We start from the raw sequence: 16,219 nt of genomic DNA on the forward strand, positions 1-16,219 counted from the left end.
CCTTCCCGCTACGCCCGCTATGAACCGGTGACCCGATCGATACGCAAGGGTGATGCTTAGGTTGTTGAACGGGAGGGGTATCCATGAAGTTCCTGGTGCTGATCTACGGCAACCCGGAGTCGCGGGCGGTGTGGGACTCGCTGTCCGACGACCAGAAGCGGGAGGGGATGGCCGGCTATACCGCTCTGAACGACGCTCTCTCCGCCAGTGGCGAGCTGGTGGCCTCGGAGTCGCTGGGCGACCCGGCCGCCACCAAACAGGTGCTGGTCCGCGACGGCCGGGTGATGACCACGGACGGCCCGTTCGCGGAGGTGAAGGAGCAGTTGGCCGGCTTCTACCTGCTCGACTGCGACAGCGTGGACCGCGCCGTGGAGATCGTCGCGCAGATCCCGGAAGCGCCGTTCAGCATCGTCGAGGTCCGCCCGGTCCGGGACCTCGGTGCCCTGACTTGATCATCGAAGAGCTGCTGCGGGAGCAGGCGCCGCAGGTGCTGAGCGCGCTGGTCCGCCGGTACGGCGACTTCGACGCGTGCGAGGACGCCGTCCAGGAGGCACTGCTGGCCGCGTCCCTGCAGTGGCCGGGTGACGGCGTACCGGACAATCCGCGCGGGTGGCTGACCACGGTCGCGTCGCGGCGGCGGATCGAGGTGCTGCGCAACGAGGCGGCACGGCAGCGACGGGAGGAAACGATCGCCGCTGCTCCGGAACCAGAACCCGCGTCGTCGGTCGACGATTCGCTGACGTTGCTGATGCTGTGTTGTCACCCGTCGCTCACTCCGCAGTCGCAGGTCGCGCTCACCCTGCGGGCCGTCGGCGGGCTGACCACGAGCGAGATCGCCCGGGCGTTTCTGGTGCCGGAGGCAACGATCGGGCAGCGGATCAGCCGGGCCAAGGCCAAGCTGCGGGGTGCCCGGTTCGCGTTGCCGCCGGCGTCCGAGCAGCCCGAGCGGCTGGCCGCCGTACTGCACGTGCTGTATCTGATCTTCAACGAGGGCTACACCGCGTCGTCCGGCGCGTCACTGCATAGGGTCGAGCTGAGCGCGGAGGCGATCCGGCTGACCAGGCAGCTGCACTTCGCACTGCCGCACGAGGGTGAGGTCGCGGGGCTGCTGGCGCTGATGCTGCTGACCGACGCGCGCCGGCCCGCGCGAACGACGGCCGACGGCGCGCTGGTGCCGTTGCCGGAGCAGGACCGGACGCGGTGGGACGCGCAGGCGATCTCCGAGGGCACCGAGTTGATCGCGTCGACGCTGCAGTCGGCACCGGTCGGTCCGTACCAGCTGCAGGCCGCGATCGCCGCTGTCCACGACGAGGCGAAGCGCGCCGAGGACACCGACTGGCGCGAGATCCTGATGCTGTACGAACTCCTCGAGTCGACCGCGCCAGGCCCCATGGTGACGCTCAACCGGATCGTCGCGGTCGCCATGGTGCACGGTCCGGCGGCCGGGCTCGCGCTGCTCGACGACGCCGATCCCGCGTTGAAGGATCATCACCGGCTGGCCGCCGTACGCGCGCATCTGCTCGAACTGTCCGGCGACCGGGCGGCCGCACGGTCCGCATACCAGCTGGCGGCGCGGTTGACGCAGAGCGTCCCCGAGCAGCGCTACCTGCAGATCCGCGCCGACGCCCTCTAGGCGACCCGCGGCCGGCCCCAGCTCAGCTCGGCGACGATCTGCAGCTCCAGTACGCCGTCCTGCGCGTACGGCGACACCGCACGCTCGATCGACGTGTCGAAGGTCGCGGCCTCGTCGGCGGGCATCAGATCGCGGGCCAGGCTCGAGGTCGAGTGGAACTGCCGATGTAGTCGTCGACCCGCTGGTGGTACGTGACCGGCGCGGTCCTCGTCGTACCGGCCAGGTCGAGCAGCCCGCGCTCGCGGATCGCGTCGACGACGCTGAACTTCGGGTCGTGGTTCTGTTTGCGGGAGTGGCGCTGGATGACCTGCACGATGTCGTCCCACCACGGTTCGTCCACTGCCCCGTGCTCGATCACGACGAGCTGGGCGTTGGGGCTCAGGTGCGGGACGATCCGGGCGAACGTCTCCTCCCACGGCATCCAATGAATGCTCGCGCCGGCGGTGACGAGCGCATACGGCCCGGTCAGCTCGGCGGTCTCGATGCTGTTCACCTGCCAGTGGATGTTGGCCTGGTCGCCGCCGGGTCGCTGCCGTCCCGCGGCGACCATCGCCTGCGACATGTCGACCGCGTCGATGGACTCGACCCTGGACGCGAGCGGCCGCGCGATGGCGCCCTCCCCGGCACCGATGTCGAGCACGCGGCGCGGCTCGTCGGCGATCAGCGCGTCGAGCCGATCGAAAACCTCATCCGGGTACGGCGGCCGGTGCTGGTACGCCTCCGCCACGGCCTCGTGCTTGAACGTCGCCGCAAGATCTGTCATGCGCGCCAACCTAGTCGGGTGATTGGGCGCGGGCTCGGGGTTTTCTGTTCCGGACGGTGATCGTCCGGAACCGGAGTTAGCCTGCGGGCATGAGGCAGCAGACCGCGGTGATCGAGGACACGCAGGTGACCTTCGTACCGGCGAACGAGGCGTCGTGGGAGGACCTGCAGGCGATCCTCGGCACCGCCGACGCGGGGCACTGCCAGTGTCAGTGGTTCAAGATCCGGGGGTGGATCTGGCGCGACTCCACCTATGACGAGCGAACCGCGATGCTGCAGGACCAGACCGCGTGCGGGACCCCGGACGCGCCGTCCACGAGCGGTTTGGTCGCGTACGTCGACGGTGTGCCGGCCGGGTGGGTCGCGGTCGAACCGCGGACGGCGTACCCGAAGCTCCGCGGTTCGCGGGTGCCGTGGACCGACCGGTCCGAGGACAAGGACGACGAGAGTGTTTGGGCCGTCACCTGCATGGTCGTCCGTAAAGGCTTCCGCGGCCGCGGACTCACCTACCTGCTCGCCCGCGCCACCATCGACCACGCCCGCACCCGCGGCGCCCGGGCTCTCGAGGCCTACCCCATGCTCACCCAGCCCGGCAGAACCATCACCTGGGGCGAGCTCCACGTGGGCCCCCACCAAGCCTTCGAAGAAGCCGGCTTCCACCAGATAACCCACCCCACCCTCCGCCGCACCGTCATGCGCATCGACTTCCCCGCACCTCAGTCGTAGGTGGCTTGGGCTTGCCAGGTTGTTTGGTGGAGGGTGAAGAGCCAGGCGCGGGTGTCGGCGGTGTGGAACTGGAAGCGGGCCTGGCGGGATTCGGTGCTCGGGTCCCACCAGCGTTCGTCGGTCAGCCAGGGGCCGGCCCAGGCGGTGATCGGGTGGATCTTGTTGCTGTCGGCAACCTGTGGGGCGGGGGCCAGGCAGAAGGCGGTGGGGACACCGGAGAGTTCGCCGCGGGCGCTGACCGAGACCTGAGTGCCGTCCTCGGCGAACACCTTCGCCTGCAGAGGCTGGGGAAAGATCGTCGTCGGTGCGAGGGTCGGCCAGCGGACGGGGTCACTCGAACTGATCGCCCCGGGCCACGGCTGATCCGGCGGCCGGGCCGGCACCGGAGGATCGCCCCACGGGACCAGCGTCTGCCGCTCCGCGAACCCCCGGCCACCGCCGATCACCACCGACGCGACCGCACCATGGCCGAGCATGCTCTGCACCCGCGACAACGCCCGGTGGATCCGCTCGTCCGGCCCACCGCCCCACAATCCGTCGACATGCGCACCGACCGGATCCGCTTGGTCGGGGACGAGCCGGAGCCGTACGACGGGTGACGTCAGCTCACTCGTCGCCGTGCCACTCCCCTGCAACTGCCAGCGGACCCGGTCCACCACGTCTGCCGCGGTGAACCAGCGTGGATGCAACCACTCCCGCTCGTGGATCCGCCCGGACTCGGTGCCGATCTCGACCCGGAGCGTCGTACACACCAGGCCGAGCTCGGTCAGCCGGGCGATCAGTTCGTCGGCGACCGACCGGACCGCGAAGGCGACCTGGTCGACCCGGTCCACGGCCGGCTCGAAGTCGAGGGTGCGGGTGAGCTCCGGCGGGATCTCCCGGCCAACCACCGGGCGATCGTCGTACCCACGGGCCAGCCGGTGGGCGAAGGCGCCGGTCGGGCCGAACCTGGTCAGCACCTCGGTGCGCGGCAGTTGCGCGAACGCACCCAGCGACCGCAGCCCGAGCCGGCGGAGCAGGTCCGTGAGGGTGGGTTGCTCGAGGACGTCGACGGTGAGCGGCGCGAGGAACTCCGGGGACTCCCCCGGCGGCACCACCAGAACCCGCGCCCGCACCGAACTCGCCCGCGCCGCCTGCTCGGCGGCGAACGGACCGTCGGCGATCCCGACCCGGCCGCCGAAGACGTCGAACGTCTCCAGCCGGTCGAGCAGCTTCTCCGCGGCCACGGACTCACTGCCGTAGAACCGGGCCGGCCCCCGCGCCTTCAACGCACACATGCCCGGGCGGATCACCTGGATGCCGGGCGTGAGCGCCTCCAGGCACGCGATCACCGGGTCGAACGCGCGGGCGTCGATCACCGGGTCGTACTTGAGCACGACGAGCTCCGGGCACCGCGACTGCGCGTCCCGGGCCCGTTGACCGCGGCGGACGCCCTCGGCCCGCGCGGCGGCGGAGGTGGCGAGCACCTTGCCCTTCTCCAGTACGGCGATCGGCTCGTCGGGCGACCGGCCCGTGGCCACCGCGGCCGCGGTCACCGGCCAGTCCGGCACCCAGATCACCATCGTGCGGGTGAGACGTCCGTCGCCCATCAGCCCACCGCCTCCTCCTGCCAGCGTGGCGCCTCGTCACGAACGATCTCGGCGGAGCGGATGGCGCCGTCCGGGCCGGGGAGCCAGAGCTGGTGCCGACGGCGCACGGCGGCTCTCCGGCCGGTCACCACGACCGTCGCCTGCCGTGCGGTGAGCAGACCTTCCCCGTCGCCGAGACCGGTCCAGGTGTTGCTCTCCACCTCCAGCCGGGCCTCGCTCCCCGGCCAGGACCCGTACGCGATCAGCAACGCTCCCCGCGTCCGCAGCCGAGCGGCCAGCCGGGACGCCTCCCCCGGTGTCACCTCACCGGGCGGCCGGACGACCACCACGGTCAGCGCGTCGACCAGCGCGGCGACGACGTTGAGCCAGTCGTGCCCGGGGTCGGGCACCAGCACGAGACGCTCGAGGTCGACCCCCAGCCCGCGCGCCGCCTCCGCGCCGAACGACGGCAGTCCGACGACCCCGCACCACGCCCCCTCCGCGGACGGGCCGGCCATCAACGCCATCACCAACGCGGCCGAGCCACGCACCGAGTACGCCGATCCGCCACGCAGGCCGGCCCCCGACAGCAACTCGGAAACAGCCGGCAGCGTGGGCAACTCCCGATCCACTCCGGCGGTGTCCAGGGCCTGCTGCATCCGGGTCTCGGTGACCCGGGTGTCGAAGCCGGTGATCGAAGCCAGGCGAGCCGTGGGATGGGTGGGGGCATCGAGGGCTAGATCCGGATCGAGGTCGTGCCTCGAGTCGGGGTCGAAGCTCGCGACCGAGGCGAGGCGAGCGGAAGAATCCGGAGAGTCGGTGACAGGGGCATCCTGGGCTTTGCCGGCCTGCACTTGGGCAAGGAGCATCCGGGCCCGGTCGAGCGCTGTGACCCGGCCCGCTTGCTCGGCTGTCGAAGTCCCCGTCATAACCCCATGTTCGAACACCTGTTCGAACATGTCAATCCGGTCGCCGGACCCATAGGGTGGAGGCATGCCGAGGACTATTGCCACCAACACCAAGGTCGACCTCGAGGGACTGCTGGAGTTCGTCCGGCCCCGTCACCACATGCTGCTGATCACCACCCGGGCGGACGGTACGCCGCAGGCGTCACCGGTGTCGGGTGGTGTCGACCCCGAGGGCCGCATCGTCATCTCGTCGTACCCGGAGCGGGCCAAGAGCACCAACGTGAAGCGTGCGGGGCGGGCCGGCGTCCTCGTGCTGTCGGACGACTGGAACGGCGCGTGGGTCCAGGTGGACGGCAGCGGCGAGGTCATCGAGTTGCCGGACGCGGTGGAGCCCCTGGTCGACTACTACCGCTCGATCTCCGGCGAGCACCCGGACTGGGACGAGTACCGCGAGGCCATGCGGACCCAGGGCAAGTGCCTGATCCGCATCACCCCGGACCGCTGGAGCCCGGTCGCCACCGGCGGCTTCCCGGCCCGCCTTGCCGACTGACGTGCGTACGGCGCTCGTCGTCCACGCCCACCCGGACGACGAGGCGTTCGCCACCGGCGCTGCGACCTGGGTGCTGCACGACGCCGGCTGGCGGGTCGTCCTGCGCGTTGCTACGCAGGGATGGCAAGGCACTGCAGACCACCTCCCCGCGTCGTGCGCACTGCTCGGGATCGACGAGTGGGACTGGCTCAGCGACGCGGACCGGTGGATCGACGACGGAGGGGTCAACGGATCCCGCACACTGGCCCACGCCGAGCCCGGTGCGGTCGCGGAGGAGATCGAGCGGGCCATCGACGAGCTCTCGCCGCAACTGCTGCTGACCGTCGGCAGTGACGGCCTCACCGGCCACCCGGACCACATTGCGATCTCACAAGCCGTCCGACTGGCACTGAAGGACCAGCCGTGCCGGGCGCTGGGCGCACGGCTGCGAGCCCAGGACGTCCGTGCGGGTGAGCGACTCGTGCGAGAGCTGTTGCCAGGCGAGTCGATCGGGTCAGGCCGTGTCACCGGATGCGACGACGGCACACCGCTGGAGGAGATCTCCGGGGTACCGGAGCTGCGCCGGCGCCAAGCACTCGACCAGTACTACGACGGCCTCGGGACTCAGTCGCTCCCCGACCTCGTGACGACGTACGGCGGTCGCGGGGACGGAGTGCTGCTGAGGGCGGTGTTCGACGCGTCCGGCTGGCAGCAGGACCGGTTCGAGGTGCTCACGGCTTGGCGGAGCGGCGCTCCATCGTCTCGGTGATGCGCTGCATGGCGCCTTCGAGGTGTTCGCGCAGAGCTGTCTCCGCGCCCTCCTCGTCGTGCGCGACGCAGGCGTCGAGGATGGCCTGGTGCTCGCGCCGGGTCTGTTCGATCCGCGCCTTGGTCTGCCGGGAGCCGAACCGGTAGCGCTCACTGTTCTGCCAGACCGGCTCGATCGCCCGTGGCAGCCAGCGCGAGCCGCCGGCTCGGTAGATGGCGAAGTGGAACTCGGTGTGCGCCTGCCGGGACGCGATGTTGTCGCCGAGCTTCGACAGCCGGACATGCTCGGCCAGTGCGGCCCGGGCGAGGGTCGCATCCGATTCGGCGAACCGGGTCGCGGCCGCCCGGACCGCGAGCGATTCCAGCGCCAGCCGGGTCGCGTGGGTGTCGCGCAGATCCTCGATCGACAGCTCGCGCACCCAGGCGCCCTTGTGCGGAACGATCTCGACCAGCCCGAGCGCCGCCATCCGCCGCAGTCCTTCCCGGATCGGCATCTGGCTCATGTCGAGGCGCTTCGCGAGCTCCTCCAGCCGGAGCGGCGTACCGCTGGGAAGTTCGCCGGACAGGATGAGCTCGTGCAGCTCGGCGGCGGCTTCCTCGGCGAGAGTACGACGGCCGGTCGGTCCCCCAGGTGTGAGCTCGAGTCGTCGGGTCATCGGTTGCGGGCTACCTCTCTCCTTCATTGCATACAACTCTGGGAGGTAACCGTAGCCGCCGCTCGGGGTATCGCGGGCACTCCGACGACCAGATTGCCCAGGGGAGGTTCTGACAACCCTGTGTGGTCTAGGCCAGCCAGCCCGCGGAGAGCAGTCAGCTCAGCACCGTCAGGTCCAGCAGAACCCGTCCTGCTTGCGGATCCAGCACCTCACCGACACGGTCCGCGGGCAGCAGTTCGAACTCCGGTCGCCACTGCGCCGTCGCGACATCCGCAAGCGCCTGAGCGACCGCAGAGGGTTCGAGGTTGGTCCGCTGCAGATTCACCGGCAGCACTCGCAGGTCCCGGCCGATCAGCTGATGCAGATCGATCGTGGCGAACTCACCGGCGTGAAAACCCAGCACGGCGACCCGTCCGCCCGGACTGATGTGCCCGAGCACCCCACTGGTCACCGGACCACCCACAGTGTCGATGGCGGCGTCACACCAGGACAGCTCGCGACCGACCTGCCCCAGCGAGTCCACCCGGACGATCTGGTCGACCAACCCGGCCGCGGACTCGACGGACTCACCAGTCCACGCCAGCCCGATGACCTTGGCCGCCCCGGCCGACCGGGCCACCGCGGCACAGAGCCGACCGAGCAGACTCGTGATCCCGGTGACCACGACCGTCTCGCCCTCGGCTACCTCGGCAACACGTCGTACGGCGGTATGGGCCGTCAGCACAGGTGTCAACAACGCTACAGCGGCCGTCGGCTCCAGACTCGACGGCAGACGATGTACGGCGGCATCCGGTACGACGGCGTACCGGCCCCACAGACCGGGCCTGGTCACGCCGACGCCCTCGCCCCGAACCACCACTGCAGTGCCGGCCTCGATCACGCCAGAGCTGACCACGACTCCTGCTCCCTCTGAGCCCGGCGTGAACGGCGTACTGGGCTGCTTGCCCGCCAGCACCGACCTGTCCTGCTGGGTCACCGCGGCCAGCCGCATCTCCACCAGCGTCTCGCCCGTCTCGGCGACGAGCTCGATCTCCTCGGCCTTCAACTGCTCTCCAGGCCCGTGACTCCGAACTACGATCCCCCGCGTACTCATGCCTTTGCCCCGTTCACAATTTGATATCTGATCACACCGAGGCGCTGCCGAAAGCGTTGTCTCACGAGGCGACAACCTCCTTCACCAGCGGCCTGGTCAGTTCCTCGGCCGCGCCGGACCGCGCGGCCGACACCACGTCACCGCCCATCGGGAACGGCCAGTCGCTCCCGGCCAGCACCCGCTCGGCCCCGAACGTCTTGGTCAGCAGCTCCAGTACGGCGTCGTCGTGCACCAGATCGTCGACGTAGAACCGGCGCAGCGCCTCCGCCACCGACAAGGACAGCGGTTCGATCCCCGGCCGGGCCTGATCGATCCCGCGCTGCCACCGTCCGGCCAGCGTGGCCGTCACACCACCCCCATGGCACAGGCAGAACCGGATCCCCGGAAACCGCCCCGGCACATCCGCGAAGACCAGCGACGCCGCGGCCACCCCAGTCTCGTACGGATTCCCCAACAGGTTCGACAAGTAGAACGAATCGAGCCGCTTGTCGTCACTGGGACCCGGGTGAACAAGAGTGAACGCCTCCAGCTCGTGCAGCACCCGCCACACCGGATCCAGTCCCGCGTAGCTCGGCGTACCGAGGGCGAAGCCGCTGAAGACACCTTCACCGGCCAGGGCCGCGGCAACTGCCGGTGCGGACGGATCGAGCAGTGGCAGCTGGCCAAGGACGCGCAGCTGGGGTGTGACGAGCTCCCGAAGGCCCTGGTTCACCAGCTCGGCCCACTCCACGCCGGCGTCGTACCGGAACAAAGCCGGCGGAACGGACACCACAGCACCGTCCAACTCCTGGTCGGCGATCCACTGCAGCAGTGCAGCCGGGTCAGCCAGGCGCCCCAACGGCAGCCGCTGCCCGTCGACCACCAGCCGGCCGCTGTCGATCGACAGACCGAACTCACCGCGGTGCGCCGCCGTCAGCACGGTCGGAGGGATCAGGTGCGTGTGGACGTCCCAGCCGGCCATGTCAGCGAGCGTCCTCGTCGTTGTCGTAGAACTCCGGCCGCTCCGGGTAGTGCGGGCCGTCGTACACCTCCAGCAGGATGGAGGTCTCCTCGGCGAGCGTCGGCCCGTGCGCGCACCCCTTGGGGTTCCAGTAGAAGCTGCCCTTGGTCAGCGTCGTCCCGGTCGGCAGGTACACGTACCGCCCGGACAGGCAGAACATGAACTGGTTCGACGCGTGCATGTGCTCCGACGGGATCCCCGACCCCTGCTCGAACCGCACCAGCGCGATCGACGCCTCGGTCTCCGGGTCACGCCACAGCATCTTGTGCGACAGCCCGGCGAGTGACTTCTCCACCCACTCCAGGTCCTCTGTCTGCAGCAACATCTCTCGCAGCGGCTCGTCGAAGGTCATGGAGCCCTCCGGCCGGTGATCCGGGTGTACAGCTTCTCGGCCACACCGGCGGCCAGCGGAGCCATGGCAGCGATGTGCCCGTCCGGCCGAACCAGTACGACGCTCTCCGGCGGTACGCCGTACCTGTTCGTGGCAACGCTGCCCGGATCGAACAGAGCGCGGTCCCGCAGGCCGGAGTCGTGCGGTGCGTCCCACCGGGAGACGGCGTAGTGCTTCAACGCCGGCGAGTCGTTCAACGGGATGTCCGGACGCCGCCGTGCGTCGGTGAAGTACAGCGCGACGAACGAGTCCCGGCACAGGTCGTGGATCGTGGTCCGGCCGGTCGGACTCTGCAGAACCAGGTCAGGGGCCCGGTCACCCGCACGGACGGCCGGAGGTTCGGCGCCGGTCGCCACCATCGACCAGTCGCCCACACCGTCCACGTCGAGCCGGACACTCAGCAGCGTGCGGTTGTACGCCGTCGCCCAGGCACCCGTGTCCTCGGTGACGGCACCACGCTGCTGGGCCATGTACTTGCGCGCGGCCTCGGCCATCTCACCCGAGCCCTCGATCGCCACCGGCCGCTGCTCCTGCTCGTACCCGTCCAGCAGCGAGGGCTCCGCCCAGCCACGCAGCACCCATGCCAGGCGCCAAGGCAGGTTCGACGCGTCCAGCGCGCCCGTGTTGAGGCCCAGCGCCCACATCGGCGTGATCAGGTGCGCCGCGTCGCCCATCAGGAACACCTTGCGGTCCTTGGTCCACTGCTCGGCGATCCTGTGGTGCACGTTGTAGACCACCGAGCCCAGCAGCTCGATCCGGTCCACCTCTCCGATGAACTGCTTCACCTTCACCAGCAGGTCCTCGTCGTCCGGCGGCTCTGCCCCGGCAGCGAGCGGGAACAGGAAGCGCCAGTTGTCAGGCTGCCGGATCAGCACCATCCACTCGGACCGGTCCGCGAAGTACGCGAGGTAGGGGTAGTCGCGCGCGTTGTTGACGTCCAGATCCACCAGGACGTCGATCAGCATGTACCGCTCGGGCAGGGTCTCCCCCACCACCTTCACACCGAGCGCGTCGCGGATCTTGCTCCGGCCACCGTCACATGCGAGCAGATGCGAGGCCTCAATGTCCCGCAGCCCGTCCGGTGTTTCCACGTGCAGCACGACCCGGTCGTCCAGGACGTCGAACGACAGCAGGCGGTGCCGGGTCAGCACCGGCTGCTCCAGCGCCGCCGCGAGGATCGGCTCCATCTTCTGCTGCGGCAGGTTGATCACGAACGGGAACTGCGTGTCGTTGACCAGCTCGGCCAGCTGCACCGACGCCCGGGGCGTGTTGGTGGCCCGGTCGATGTCACCGATCTCGTCGATCCGCAGTCCGGCCGCCAGGATCCCGTCCACGACGCCGTACCGGTTCCAGATCTCCAGTGTCCGGCTGAGCGTCGTACCGGCCTTGGTGTCCGAGGACAGGACGGCGTCCTCCTCGAGCAGCACGAACGGTACGCCGTAGTGCGCCAGGCCGAGAGCCGTGGTGAGGCCGATCGGTCCAGCACCGACTACCGCGACGGGAAGCTGATCAGTCACTCATCACTCCGCAAACCTCGTGAGCTTGGCAAAGGCACGTTCCCGGGTCAGCACCGACCCGGTCATCGCGGCCGCGTCGGACAGCAGGAACAGCAACGGGCCGGCCACGTCCTCGGGGTCGCCGATGCCTATGGTGTCGTGCCAGTGCTCCCGGTCCGCACCGGCGTTCGCAGTACGGAACTGCTCGGTGTCGATGACGCCGGGGGCGACCACGTTCACGCGGACCCGGTGCTGAGCCACTTCGGCGGCCAGTGTCTTGGCGAAGGCGATCAGTGCGGCCTTGCTCGACGCGTACGCCGCCGCACCGGCGTACCCGGTGAGAGCCATGCCCGACGTGAACACGACCACCGATCCGGACCGCCGCGCCACCATGTGCGGTACGACGGCCTGGCACGTCCACACCACTCCGTCGAGGTTCACCTGCAGAGTCCTGGTCCACTCGGCCGGGTCCATCTCCAGCACCGGCGACCGAGGCTGCACGGCCGCTCCGGCGACCAGTCCATCGATCCGGCCGTAGCGGTCGACGACAGCCGAGACACCCGCCTGCACCGAGGACCGGTCCGCGACGTCGACCTCGACGTACTCGACCGCTGCGTCGGCCGGCTTCACGACGTCGAAGACCACCGCTGTACCACCGGCGGCGTTCACGGCCGCGGCCAGCGCCGCACCGATGCCCTGCGCACCACCGGTGATCACCACGACCTCACCGGTCGCGTCGAAGCTCACCTTCATGACGTCTCCTTCTGCTTCGACGTCTCGTGCTGCTTCCCCTCGGCCCGCCTCGTCATAGTCTCGGTGATCCGCTGGAACGCGCCGGCGAGGTGGTTGCGCAACGCCTGCTCGGCTCCGTCCGAGTCGCGCGCGAGACACGCGTCCAGGATGGCCTGGTGCTCCTGCCGGTTCCGCTCGATCAGGAACGCGGTGGGCCGGCTGCCGAACCGGTACCGCTCGCTGTTCTGCCAGACCGGCTCGATTGCTCGCGGCAACCACTGCGACCCGCTCGCGCGGTAGATGGCGAAGTGGAAGTCCGCATGCGCCTGCCGGGCCCCCGCCGAGTCATGCGCCCGGGAGAGCTGGAGGTGATCGGCCAGTGCGGCCGCCGCCTTCTCGAAGTCGTCACTGGTGAACCGCCCCGCGGCGGCACGGACTGCCAGCGACTCCAGGGCCAGCCGAGTCTCGTGGGTGTCGCGCAGGTCCTCCAGCGACAGATCGCGCACCCACGCACCGCGGTGCGGGATGATCTCGACCAGTCCGAGCGCCTCGAGTCGGCGAAGTCCTTCCCGGACCGGCATCTGGCTCATCTCCAGCCGATTCGCCAGCTCCACCAGGCGCAACGGCGTACCGCTGGGAAGCTCACCGGACAGGATCAGCTGGTGCAGCTCGGCCGCGGCGTGCTCCGCGAGCGTACGACGCCCGCCCTTGCCCCCACCCGGAAGCAACTCCAACGGCCCGCTCACGTCAGGTCCACCCGACGGCACACACGTACCTCCCCCCCGGTCATGGGGCCGCCCAGCCTGGACTGAGGAGCGCAGGGAGCGAAGCGACCGGAGCGACGAGGGAAGGCCGGGCGTAAAGCCCCATGACCGCGCCGAGCCGGAGGCGAGGCCAAAGGTACAATCATGAGATCACTGCGATCGCGTTGATCTCGATCAGATAATCGGGGTGCGCGAGCTTGCTGACCTCGACCATGGTCGAGGCCGGCAGCGGTTCGGCGAAGTACTGGGCCCGGATCTCGTGGATCTTGGCGAAGTCCTCCATGTTGCGCACGTACACATCCACCCGGCACACGTCCGCGAGACTGCCACCGGCCGCCTGGACCGCGGCCCGCACGTTCTCACACACCTGCCGGGTCTGCTCCCGGATGTCGCCGACGCCGGCGATACCGCCGTCCGGGCGGCGCGCGGTCATGCCGGAGACGAACACCAACCGCCCGGTCGCCTCGATCGTGGTCGCCTGCGAGAACACCCCGTTCGGGGTGTGCAGCGCGGTCGTCGAAACCTGTGTCTTCGGCATCAGCTCAGTAACCCTCCCGCCGGAACCACGGCACCGACCGCCCGCGCGGCCGCCAGCAGCCCGTCCAGCCCCGACCTCTCGATCAGTACGCCGTGCCGCCGCTGATGTGCTGCCCGGTCCGCCTCGATCTCCCCCGGCAGATGCAGCCGGTTCACCCCCGGCGCCGTCGCACTGCCCCGGACCCGCGCGGCCAGCCCGGACGAGCGCCGCCGGAAGCTCTCCACGCCGCCCATCAACTCCGGGTCGATGGCCAGGAACAGGTGGGCACAGTCGTTCGGCCGGTCCGGCTCCCGGTACAGCGGCCGGACCTGGTCGCCCCAGCCGCCGCCGCTCAGCACGCCGGTCAGTACGTCGATCATCAATGCCAGCCCGAAGCCCTTGTGCCCGGCGGCCGGCAGCAACATTCCGAGCACGGCCTCCTCCGGGTCCGAGGTCGGGATCCCCGACGGGTCGGTCGCCCAGGTGTCCGGGATCGGCCGGCCGGCCGACGCCGCCAGCCGGATCTTGCCCAGGGCAACGGCCGACAGGGCCATGTCGAGCACGATCTCCACGCCGACCGACGTCGGCACGGCGATCGCCAGCGGGTTGTTGCCGACGATCCGCTCGGCCCCGCCCGGAGCCGGCATCAACGGCGTGGTGTTGGACATTGCGATACCGATACACCCGGCCTGACCGGCCTGCATGGCCCAGCGGCTGGCCGCACCGAAGTGATGTGCGTTGCGGACCGACACCAGGCCGATGCCGAACTGCCCGGCCCGCTCGATCGCGTGCCCCATCGCCTGCGGGCTGGACAGCTGTCCCATACCGCCGCGCGCGTCCACGACCATCGCCGCGCCGGCGTCGTACAGGATGTCGAGCTCGCGTTCGCGGGTGACGCCGCCGGCGTTCAGGCGCTCGACGTACATCGGGACGAGCATGACGCCGTGCGAGCTCACGCCGCGCAGGTCGGCCTCGACCAGCGCGGCGGCGATCTTCGCCGAGTCGGCCGGGTCGAAGCCGAGCGCACTGAAGACCGCCGAGACAGTCGCTTCCAGCCACGCAGGCCGGACCAGAACGCGCGGATCCGCGTCGGAGGCTTGAGCGGTCATCGGGTCTCCTGGGCCCAGGGGAGCAGCAGGTGCTCCAGTAGGACCAGGCTGTAGAACAAGACGATGCTCATGATGCTCAGCAGGGTGATCGCGGCGAAGGCCAGCGTGGTGTCGGCACTCGCGCCGGACTGCTGGATCACGTAGCCCAGACCGCGGGTGGCGCCGACGAACTCGGCGATCACCGAACCGATCACCGCCAGCGAGATCGCCACCTTCAAGCCGGTGAAGATCTGCGGCATCGCGTACCGCAGCCGCAGCTTGAAGAACTCCTGGGCCCGGCTCGCGTTCAGCGACCGGAGCAACTCGACCAGTTCGACCGGCGTCGACTTCATCCCCTGCGCGGTCGAGATGACGATCGGGAAGAAGCACATCAGCAGCACCATCACGACCTTGGGCAACTGCCCGAAGCCCATCCACACCACCAGCAGCGGCGCGACCGCGATCTTCGGGATCGCGTTCACCATCAGCAGCAGCGGATAGACCAGGCGCTCCAGGACCGCCGAGCGGACGATCACGATTGCGATCGGCACACCGATCACGATCGCCAGGACGAAGCCCTCGATCGTCTCCAGCAACGAGACCCCGGTCTCCTGCAGCAGGTACACCGGCTGCTCGGAGAACTTGCTGATCACGTCACCCGGGCTGGGCAGCAGGAACGGCTCGATCGAGAACACGATCGTGGCCAGCCACCACAGCGCGATCGCGCCGATCAGGCCGAGGATCGGAAGGACGACGGCGGCGCCCGGTGAACCGGTCAGCCAGGAGCGCTTTCTCATCCCTGCCGCACCTCGTCGACCGGGCGCTGCGCGGTCTTCTCGGCCAGCAGTCCGTGCAGCCGGACACTGATCTGCGCCACCTCGGTCAGGTGCGCGTCCTGGCCGAGACTGCGCGGACGCGGGATGTCGATGTCGACGATCGCACGCATCCGGCCCGGCCGCGGCGTCAGCACGACGACCCGGTCGGCCAGCACGATGGCCTCCTCGATCGAGTGGGTGACGAACACGATGGTGGTGGACAGCTCCATCTTGATCCGCTGCAGTTCCTCGGACAGCTCGGTCCGGGTCAGTGCGTCGAGCGCGGAGAACGGCTCGTCCATCAGCATCACCTGCGGGTCGCGGATCAGCGACCGGCACAGCGACACGCGCTGCTGCATGCCGCCGGACAGCTCGTGCGGCAGCCGCCGCTCGAACCCCTGCAGGCCGACCATCTCCAGCAGCTGATGGGCCCGGTCCCGGTACGCCGCCCGCCCGCGATCACCGCCGTCGATCTCGACCGGGAGCATCACGTTGGACAGCACCGACCGCCACGGCAGCAGGGCCGGGCGCTGGAACATGAACGAGACGTCCCGGCGCGGCCCGGTGACGGACTCGCCCGCCACCTGGACCGCACCGGACGTCGGGGAGATGAGTCCCGCGATCAGCCGGAGCAGGGTGGACTTGCCACACCCGGACCGGCCGATCAGCGTGACGAACTCGCCGTCGCGGACGTGCAGGTCGATCTTCTCGAGGGCCGTGACCTGGCCCTCGCGTCCGTCGAAGACCTGCCCGACACCGTCCAGCTGGATCAT

The 16,219-nt window shown here is 69.8% G+C and carries 20 protein-coding genes; 5 read left to right on the forward strand and 15 right to left on the reverse strand.

Going from position 1 to position 16,219, the window contains the following annotated elements; translation table 11 throughout:
• Positions 1-83 precede the first annotated feature (83 nt).
• On the forward strand, positions 84-452 hold the full coding sequence (locus tag ACXC9Q_RS23890; RefSeq protein WP_457058874.1) for a YciI family protein: 369 nt from the start codon (positions 84-86) through the stop codon (positions 450-452).
• Entirely contained in the window at positions 449-1,633 is a 1,185-nt protein-coding gene (locus ACXC9Q_RS23895) for an RNA polymerase sigma factor (RefSeq protein WP_457058875.1), read from the forward strand. Before ACXC9Q_RS23890 ends, ACXC9Q_RS23895 begins: the two co-directional genes overlap by 4 nt.
• Here ACXC9Q_RS23895 and ACXC9Q_RS23900 read toward each other — a convergent pair.
• Positions 1,630-1,758: a hypothetical protein gene (locus ACXC9Q_RS23900; protein ID WP_457058876.1), complete on the reverse strand. Its 129-nt coding sequence runs from the start codon at positions 1,756-1,758 to the stop codon at positions 1,630-1,632. The genes ACXC9Q_RS23895 and ACXC9Q_RS23900 overlap by 4 nt on opposite strands.
• Positions 1,758-2,396, reverse strand: coding sequence for a class I SAM-dependent methyltransferase (locus ACXC9Q_RS23905; RefSeq protein ID WP_457058877.1), 639 nt, complete (start codon positions 2,394-2,396; stop codon positions 1,758-1,760). Before ACXC9Q_RS23905 ends, ACXC9Q_RS23900 begins: the two co-directional genes overlap by 1 nt.
• Before the next feature lie 89 nt (positions 2,397-2,485).
• Here ACXC9Q_RS23905 and ACXC9Q_RS23910 point away from each other — a divergent pair, with 89 nt between their 5' ends.
• The gene (locus ACXC9Q_RS23910; protein ID WP_457058878.1) at positions 2,486-3,121 is read left to right on the forward strand and encodes a GNAT family N-acetyltransferase; all 636 of its coding nucleotides are present in this window, start codon (positions 2,486-2,488) and stop codon (positions 3,119-3,121) included.
• Here ACXC9Q_RS23910 and ACXC9Q_RS23915 read toward each other — a convergent pair.
• On the reverse strand, positions 3,112-4,710 hold the full coding sequence (locus ACXC9Q_RS23915) for a DNA polymerase Y family protein (protein ID WP_457058879.1): 1,599 nt from the start codon (positions 4,708-4,710) through the stop codon (positions 3,112-3,114). The two genes, ACXC9Q_RS23910 and ACXC9Q_RS23915, sit on opposite strands and share 10 nt — an antisense overlap.
• The gene (locus ACXC9Q_RS23920) at positions 4,710-5,618 is read right to left on the reverse strand and encodes a hypothetical protein (RefSeq protein WP_457058880.1); all 909 of its coding nucleotides are present in this window, start codon (positions 5,616-5,618) and stop codon (positions 4,710-4,712) included. The genes ACXC9Q_RS23915 and ACXC9Q_RS23920 overlap by 1 nt, the downstream gene beginning before the upstream one ends.
• Before the next feature lie 64 nt (positions 5,619-5,682).
• Between ACXC9Q_RS23920 and ACXC9Q_RS23925 the strand changes: the two genes are divergently transcribed.
• Positions 5,683-6,147: a PPOX class F420-dependent oxidoreductase gene (locus tag ACXC9Q_RS23925; RefSeq protein WP_328521489.1), complete on the forward strand. Its 465-nt coding sequence runs from the start codon at positions 5,683-5,685 to the stop codon at positions 6,145-6,147.
• Positions 6,137-6,895: a PIG-L family deacetylase gene (locus ACXC9Q_RS23930; protein ID WP_457058881.1), complete on the forward strand. Its 759-nt coding sequence runs from the start codon at positions 6,137-6,139 to the stop codon at positions 6,893-6,895. The genes ACXC9Q_RS23925 and ACXC9Q_RS23930 overlap by 11 nt, the downstream gene beginning before the upstream one ends.
• On the opposite strand, the gene ACXC9Q_RS23935 is transcribed toward ACXC9Q_RS23930, so the two are convergent.
• From ACXC9Q_RS23935 to ACXC9Q_RS23985, 11 genes are all read right to left on the reverse strand, one after another.
• Positions 6,858-7,550, reverse strand: coding sequence for a GntR family transcriptional regulator (locus ACXC9Q_RS23935; protein ID WP_457058882.1), 693 nt, complete (start codon positions 7,548-7,550; stop codon positions 6,858-6,860). The genes ACXC9Q_RS23930 and ACXC9Q_RS23935 overlap by 38 nt on opposite strands.
• 154 nt (positions 7,551-7,704) lie before the next feature.
• Positions 7,705-8,595 (reverse strand): alcohol dehydrogenase catalytic domain-containing protein, encoded by an 891-nt coding sequence (locus ACXC9Q_RS23940; protein ID WP_457058884.1) that lies wholly within the window; start codon positions 8,593-8,595, stop codon positions 7,705-7,707.
• A gap of 109 nt (positions 8,596-8,704) precedes the next feature.
• On the reverse strand, positions 8,705-9,604 hold the full coding sequence (locus tag ACXC9Q_RS23945) for an amidohydrolase family protein (RefSeq protein WP_457058886.1): 900 nt from the start codon (positions 9,602-9,604) through the stop codon (positions 8,705-8,707).
• Position 9,605: 1 nt separating this feature from the next.
• The gene (locus ACXC9Q_RS23950) at positions 9,606-9,995 is read right to left on the reverse strand and encodes a cupin domain-containing protein (protein ID WP_457058887.1); all 390 of its coding nucleotides are present in this window, start codon (positions 9,993-9,995) and stop codon (positions 9,606-9,608) included.
• Positions 9,992-11,551 (reverse strand): FAD-dependent monooxygenase, encoded by a 1,560-nt coding sequence (locus tag ACXC9Q_RS23955; protein ID WP_457058888.1) that lies wholly within the window; start codon positions 11,549-11,551, stop codon positions 9,992-9,994. Before ACXC9Q_RS23955 ends, ACXC9Q_RS23950 begins: the two co-directional genes overlap by 4 nt.
• A 3-nt stretch (positions 11,552-11,554) precedes the next feature.
• A complete protein-coding gene (locus ACXC9Q_RS23960; protein ID WP_457058889.1) occupies positions 11,555-12,283 on the reverse strand; it encodes an SDR family NAD(P)-dependent oxidoreductase in 729 nt (242 codons plus the stop codon).
• Positions 12,280-13,008 carry a GntR family transcriptional regulator gene (locus tag ACXC9Q_RS23965; protein ID WP_457058890.1) on the reverse strand — a complete coding sequence of 243 codons (729 nt, stop codon included), beginning with the start codon at positions 13,006-13,008 and terminating at the stop codon, positions 12,280-12,282. The genes ACXC9Q_RS23960 and ACXC9Q_RS23965 overlap by 4 nt, the downstream gene beginning before the upstream one ends.
• A 160-nt stretch (positions 13,009-13,168) precedes the next feature.
• Positions 13,169-13,564 (reverse strand): RidA family protein, encoded by a 396-nt coding sequence (locus ACXC9Q_RS23970; protein WP_457058891.1) that lies wholly within the window; start codon positions 13,562-13,564, stop codon positions 13,169-13,171.
• Positions 13,564-14,652: an Ldh family oxidoreductase gene (locus ACXC9Q_RS23975; protein WP_457058892.1), complete on the reverse strand. Its 1,089-nt coding sequence runs from the start codon at positions 14,650-14,652 to the stop codon at positions 13,564-13,566. The genes ACXC9Q_RS23970 and ACXC9Q_RS23975 overlap by 1 nt, the downstream gene beginning before the upstream one ends.
• Positions 14,649-15,428, reverse strand: a complete 780-nt coding sequence (locus tag ACXC9Q_RS23980) for an ABC transporter permease (RefSeq protein ID WP_457058893.1) — start codon at positions 15,426-15,428, stop codon at positions 14,649-14,651. Before ACXC9Q_RS23980 ends, ACXC9Q_RS23975 begins: the two co-directional genes overlap by 4 nt.
• A complete protein-coding gene (locus ACXC9Q_RS23985; RefSeq protein WP_457058894.1) occupies positions 15,425-16,219 on the reverse strand; it encodes an ABC transporter ATP-binding protein in 795 nt (264 codons plus the stop codon). The genes ACXC9Q_RS23980 and ACXC9Q_RS23985 overlap by 4 nt, the downstream gene beginning before the upstream one ends.

It is taken from the genome of Kribbella sp. CWNU-51 (assembly GCF_054073265.1).

Excerpts from the sequence above, each read along its gene's own strand:
- ACXC9Q_RS23890 (WP_457058874.1), top strand. The coding sequence starts at position 84 with ATGAAGTTCCTGGTGCTGATCTACGGCAACCCGGAGTCGCGGGCGGTG.
- ACXC9Q_RS23900 (WP_457058876.1), bottom strand. The coding sequence starts at position 1,758 with ATGCCCGCCGACGAGGCCGCGACCTTCGACACGTCGATCGAGCGTGCG.
- ACXC9Q_RS23905 (WP_457058877.1), bottom strand. The coding sequence starts at position 2,396 with ATGACAGATCTTGCGGCGACGTTCAAGCACGAGGCCGTGGCGGAGGCG.
- ACXC9Q_RS23910 (WP_457058878.1), top strand. The coding sequence starts at position 2,486 with ATGAGGCAGCAGACCGCGGTGATCGAGGACACGCAGGTGACCTTCGTA.
- ACXC9Q_RS23915 (WP_457058879.1), bottom strand. The coding sequence starts at position 4,710 with ATGGGCGACGGACGTCTCACCCGCACGATGGTGATCTGGGTGCCGGAC.
- ACXC9Q_RS23920 (WP_457058880.1), bottom strand. The coding sequence starts at position 5,618 with ATGACGGGGACTTCGACAGCCGAGCAAGCGGGCCGGGTCACAGCGCTC.
- ACXC9Q_RS23925 (WP_328521489.1), top strand. The coding sequence starts at position 5,683 with ATGCCGAGGACTATTGCCACCAACACCAAGGTCGACCTCGAGGGACTG.
- ACXC9Q_RS23935 (WP_457058882.1), bottom strand. The coding sequence starts at position 7,550 with ATGACCCGACGACTCGAGCTCACACCTGGGGGACCGACCGGCCGTCGT.
- ACXC9Q_RS23945 (WP_457058886.1), bottom strand. The coding sequence starts at position 9,604 with ATGGCCGGCTGGGACGTCCACACGCACCTGATCCCTCCGACCGTGCTG.
- ACXC9Q_RS23950 (WP_457058887.1), bottom strand. The coding sequence starts at position 9,995 with ATGACCTTCGACGAGCCGCTGCGAGAGATGTTGCTGCAGACAGAGGAC.
- ACXC9Q_RS23960 (WP_457058889.1), bottom strand. The coding sequence starts at position 12,283 with ATGAAGGTGAGCTTCGACGCGACCGGTGAGGTCGTGGTGATCACCGGT.
- ACXC9Q_RS23970 (WP_457058891.1), bottom strand. The coding sequence starts at position 13,564 with ATGCCGAAGACACAGGTTTCGACGACCGCGCTGCACACCCCGAACGGG.
- ACXC9Q_RS23975 (WP_457058892.1), bottom strand. The coding sequence starts at position 14,652 with ATGACCGCTCAAGCCTCCGACGCGGATCCGCGCGTTCTGGTCCGGCCT.
- ACXC9Q_RS23980 (WP_457058893.1), bottom strand. The coding sequence starts at position 15,428 with ATGAGAAAGCGCTCCTGGCTGACCGGTTCACCGGGCGCCGCCGTCGTC.
- ACXC9Q_RS23985 (WP_457058894.1), bottom strand. The coding sequence starts at position 16,219 with ATGATCCAGCTGGACGGTGTCGGGCAGGTCTTCGACGGACGCGAGGGC.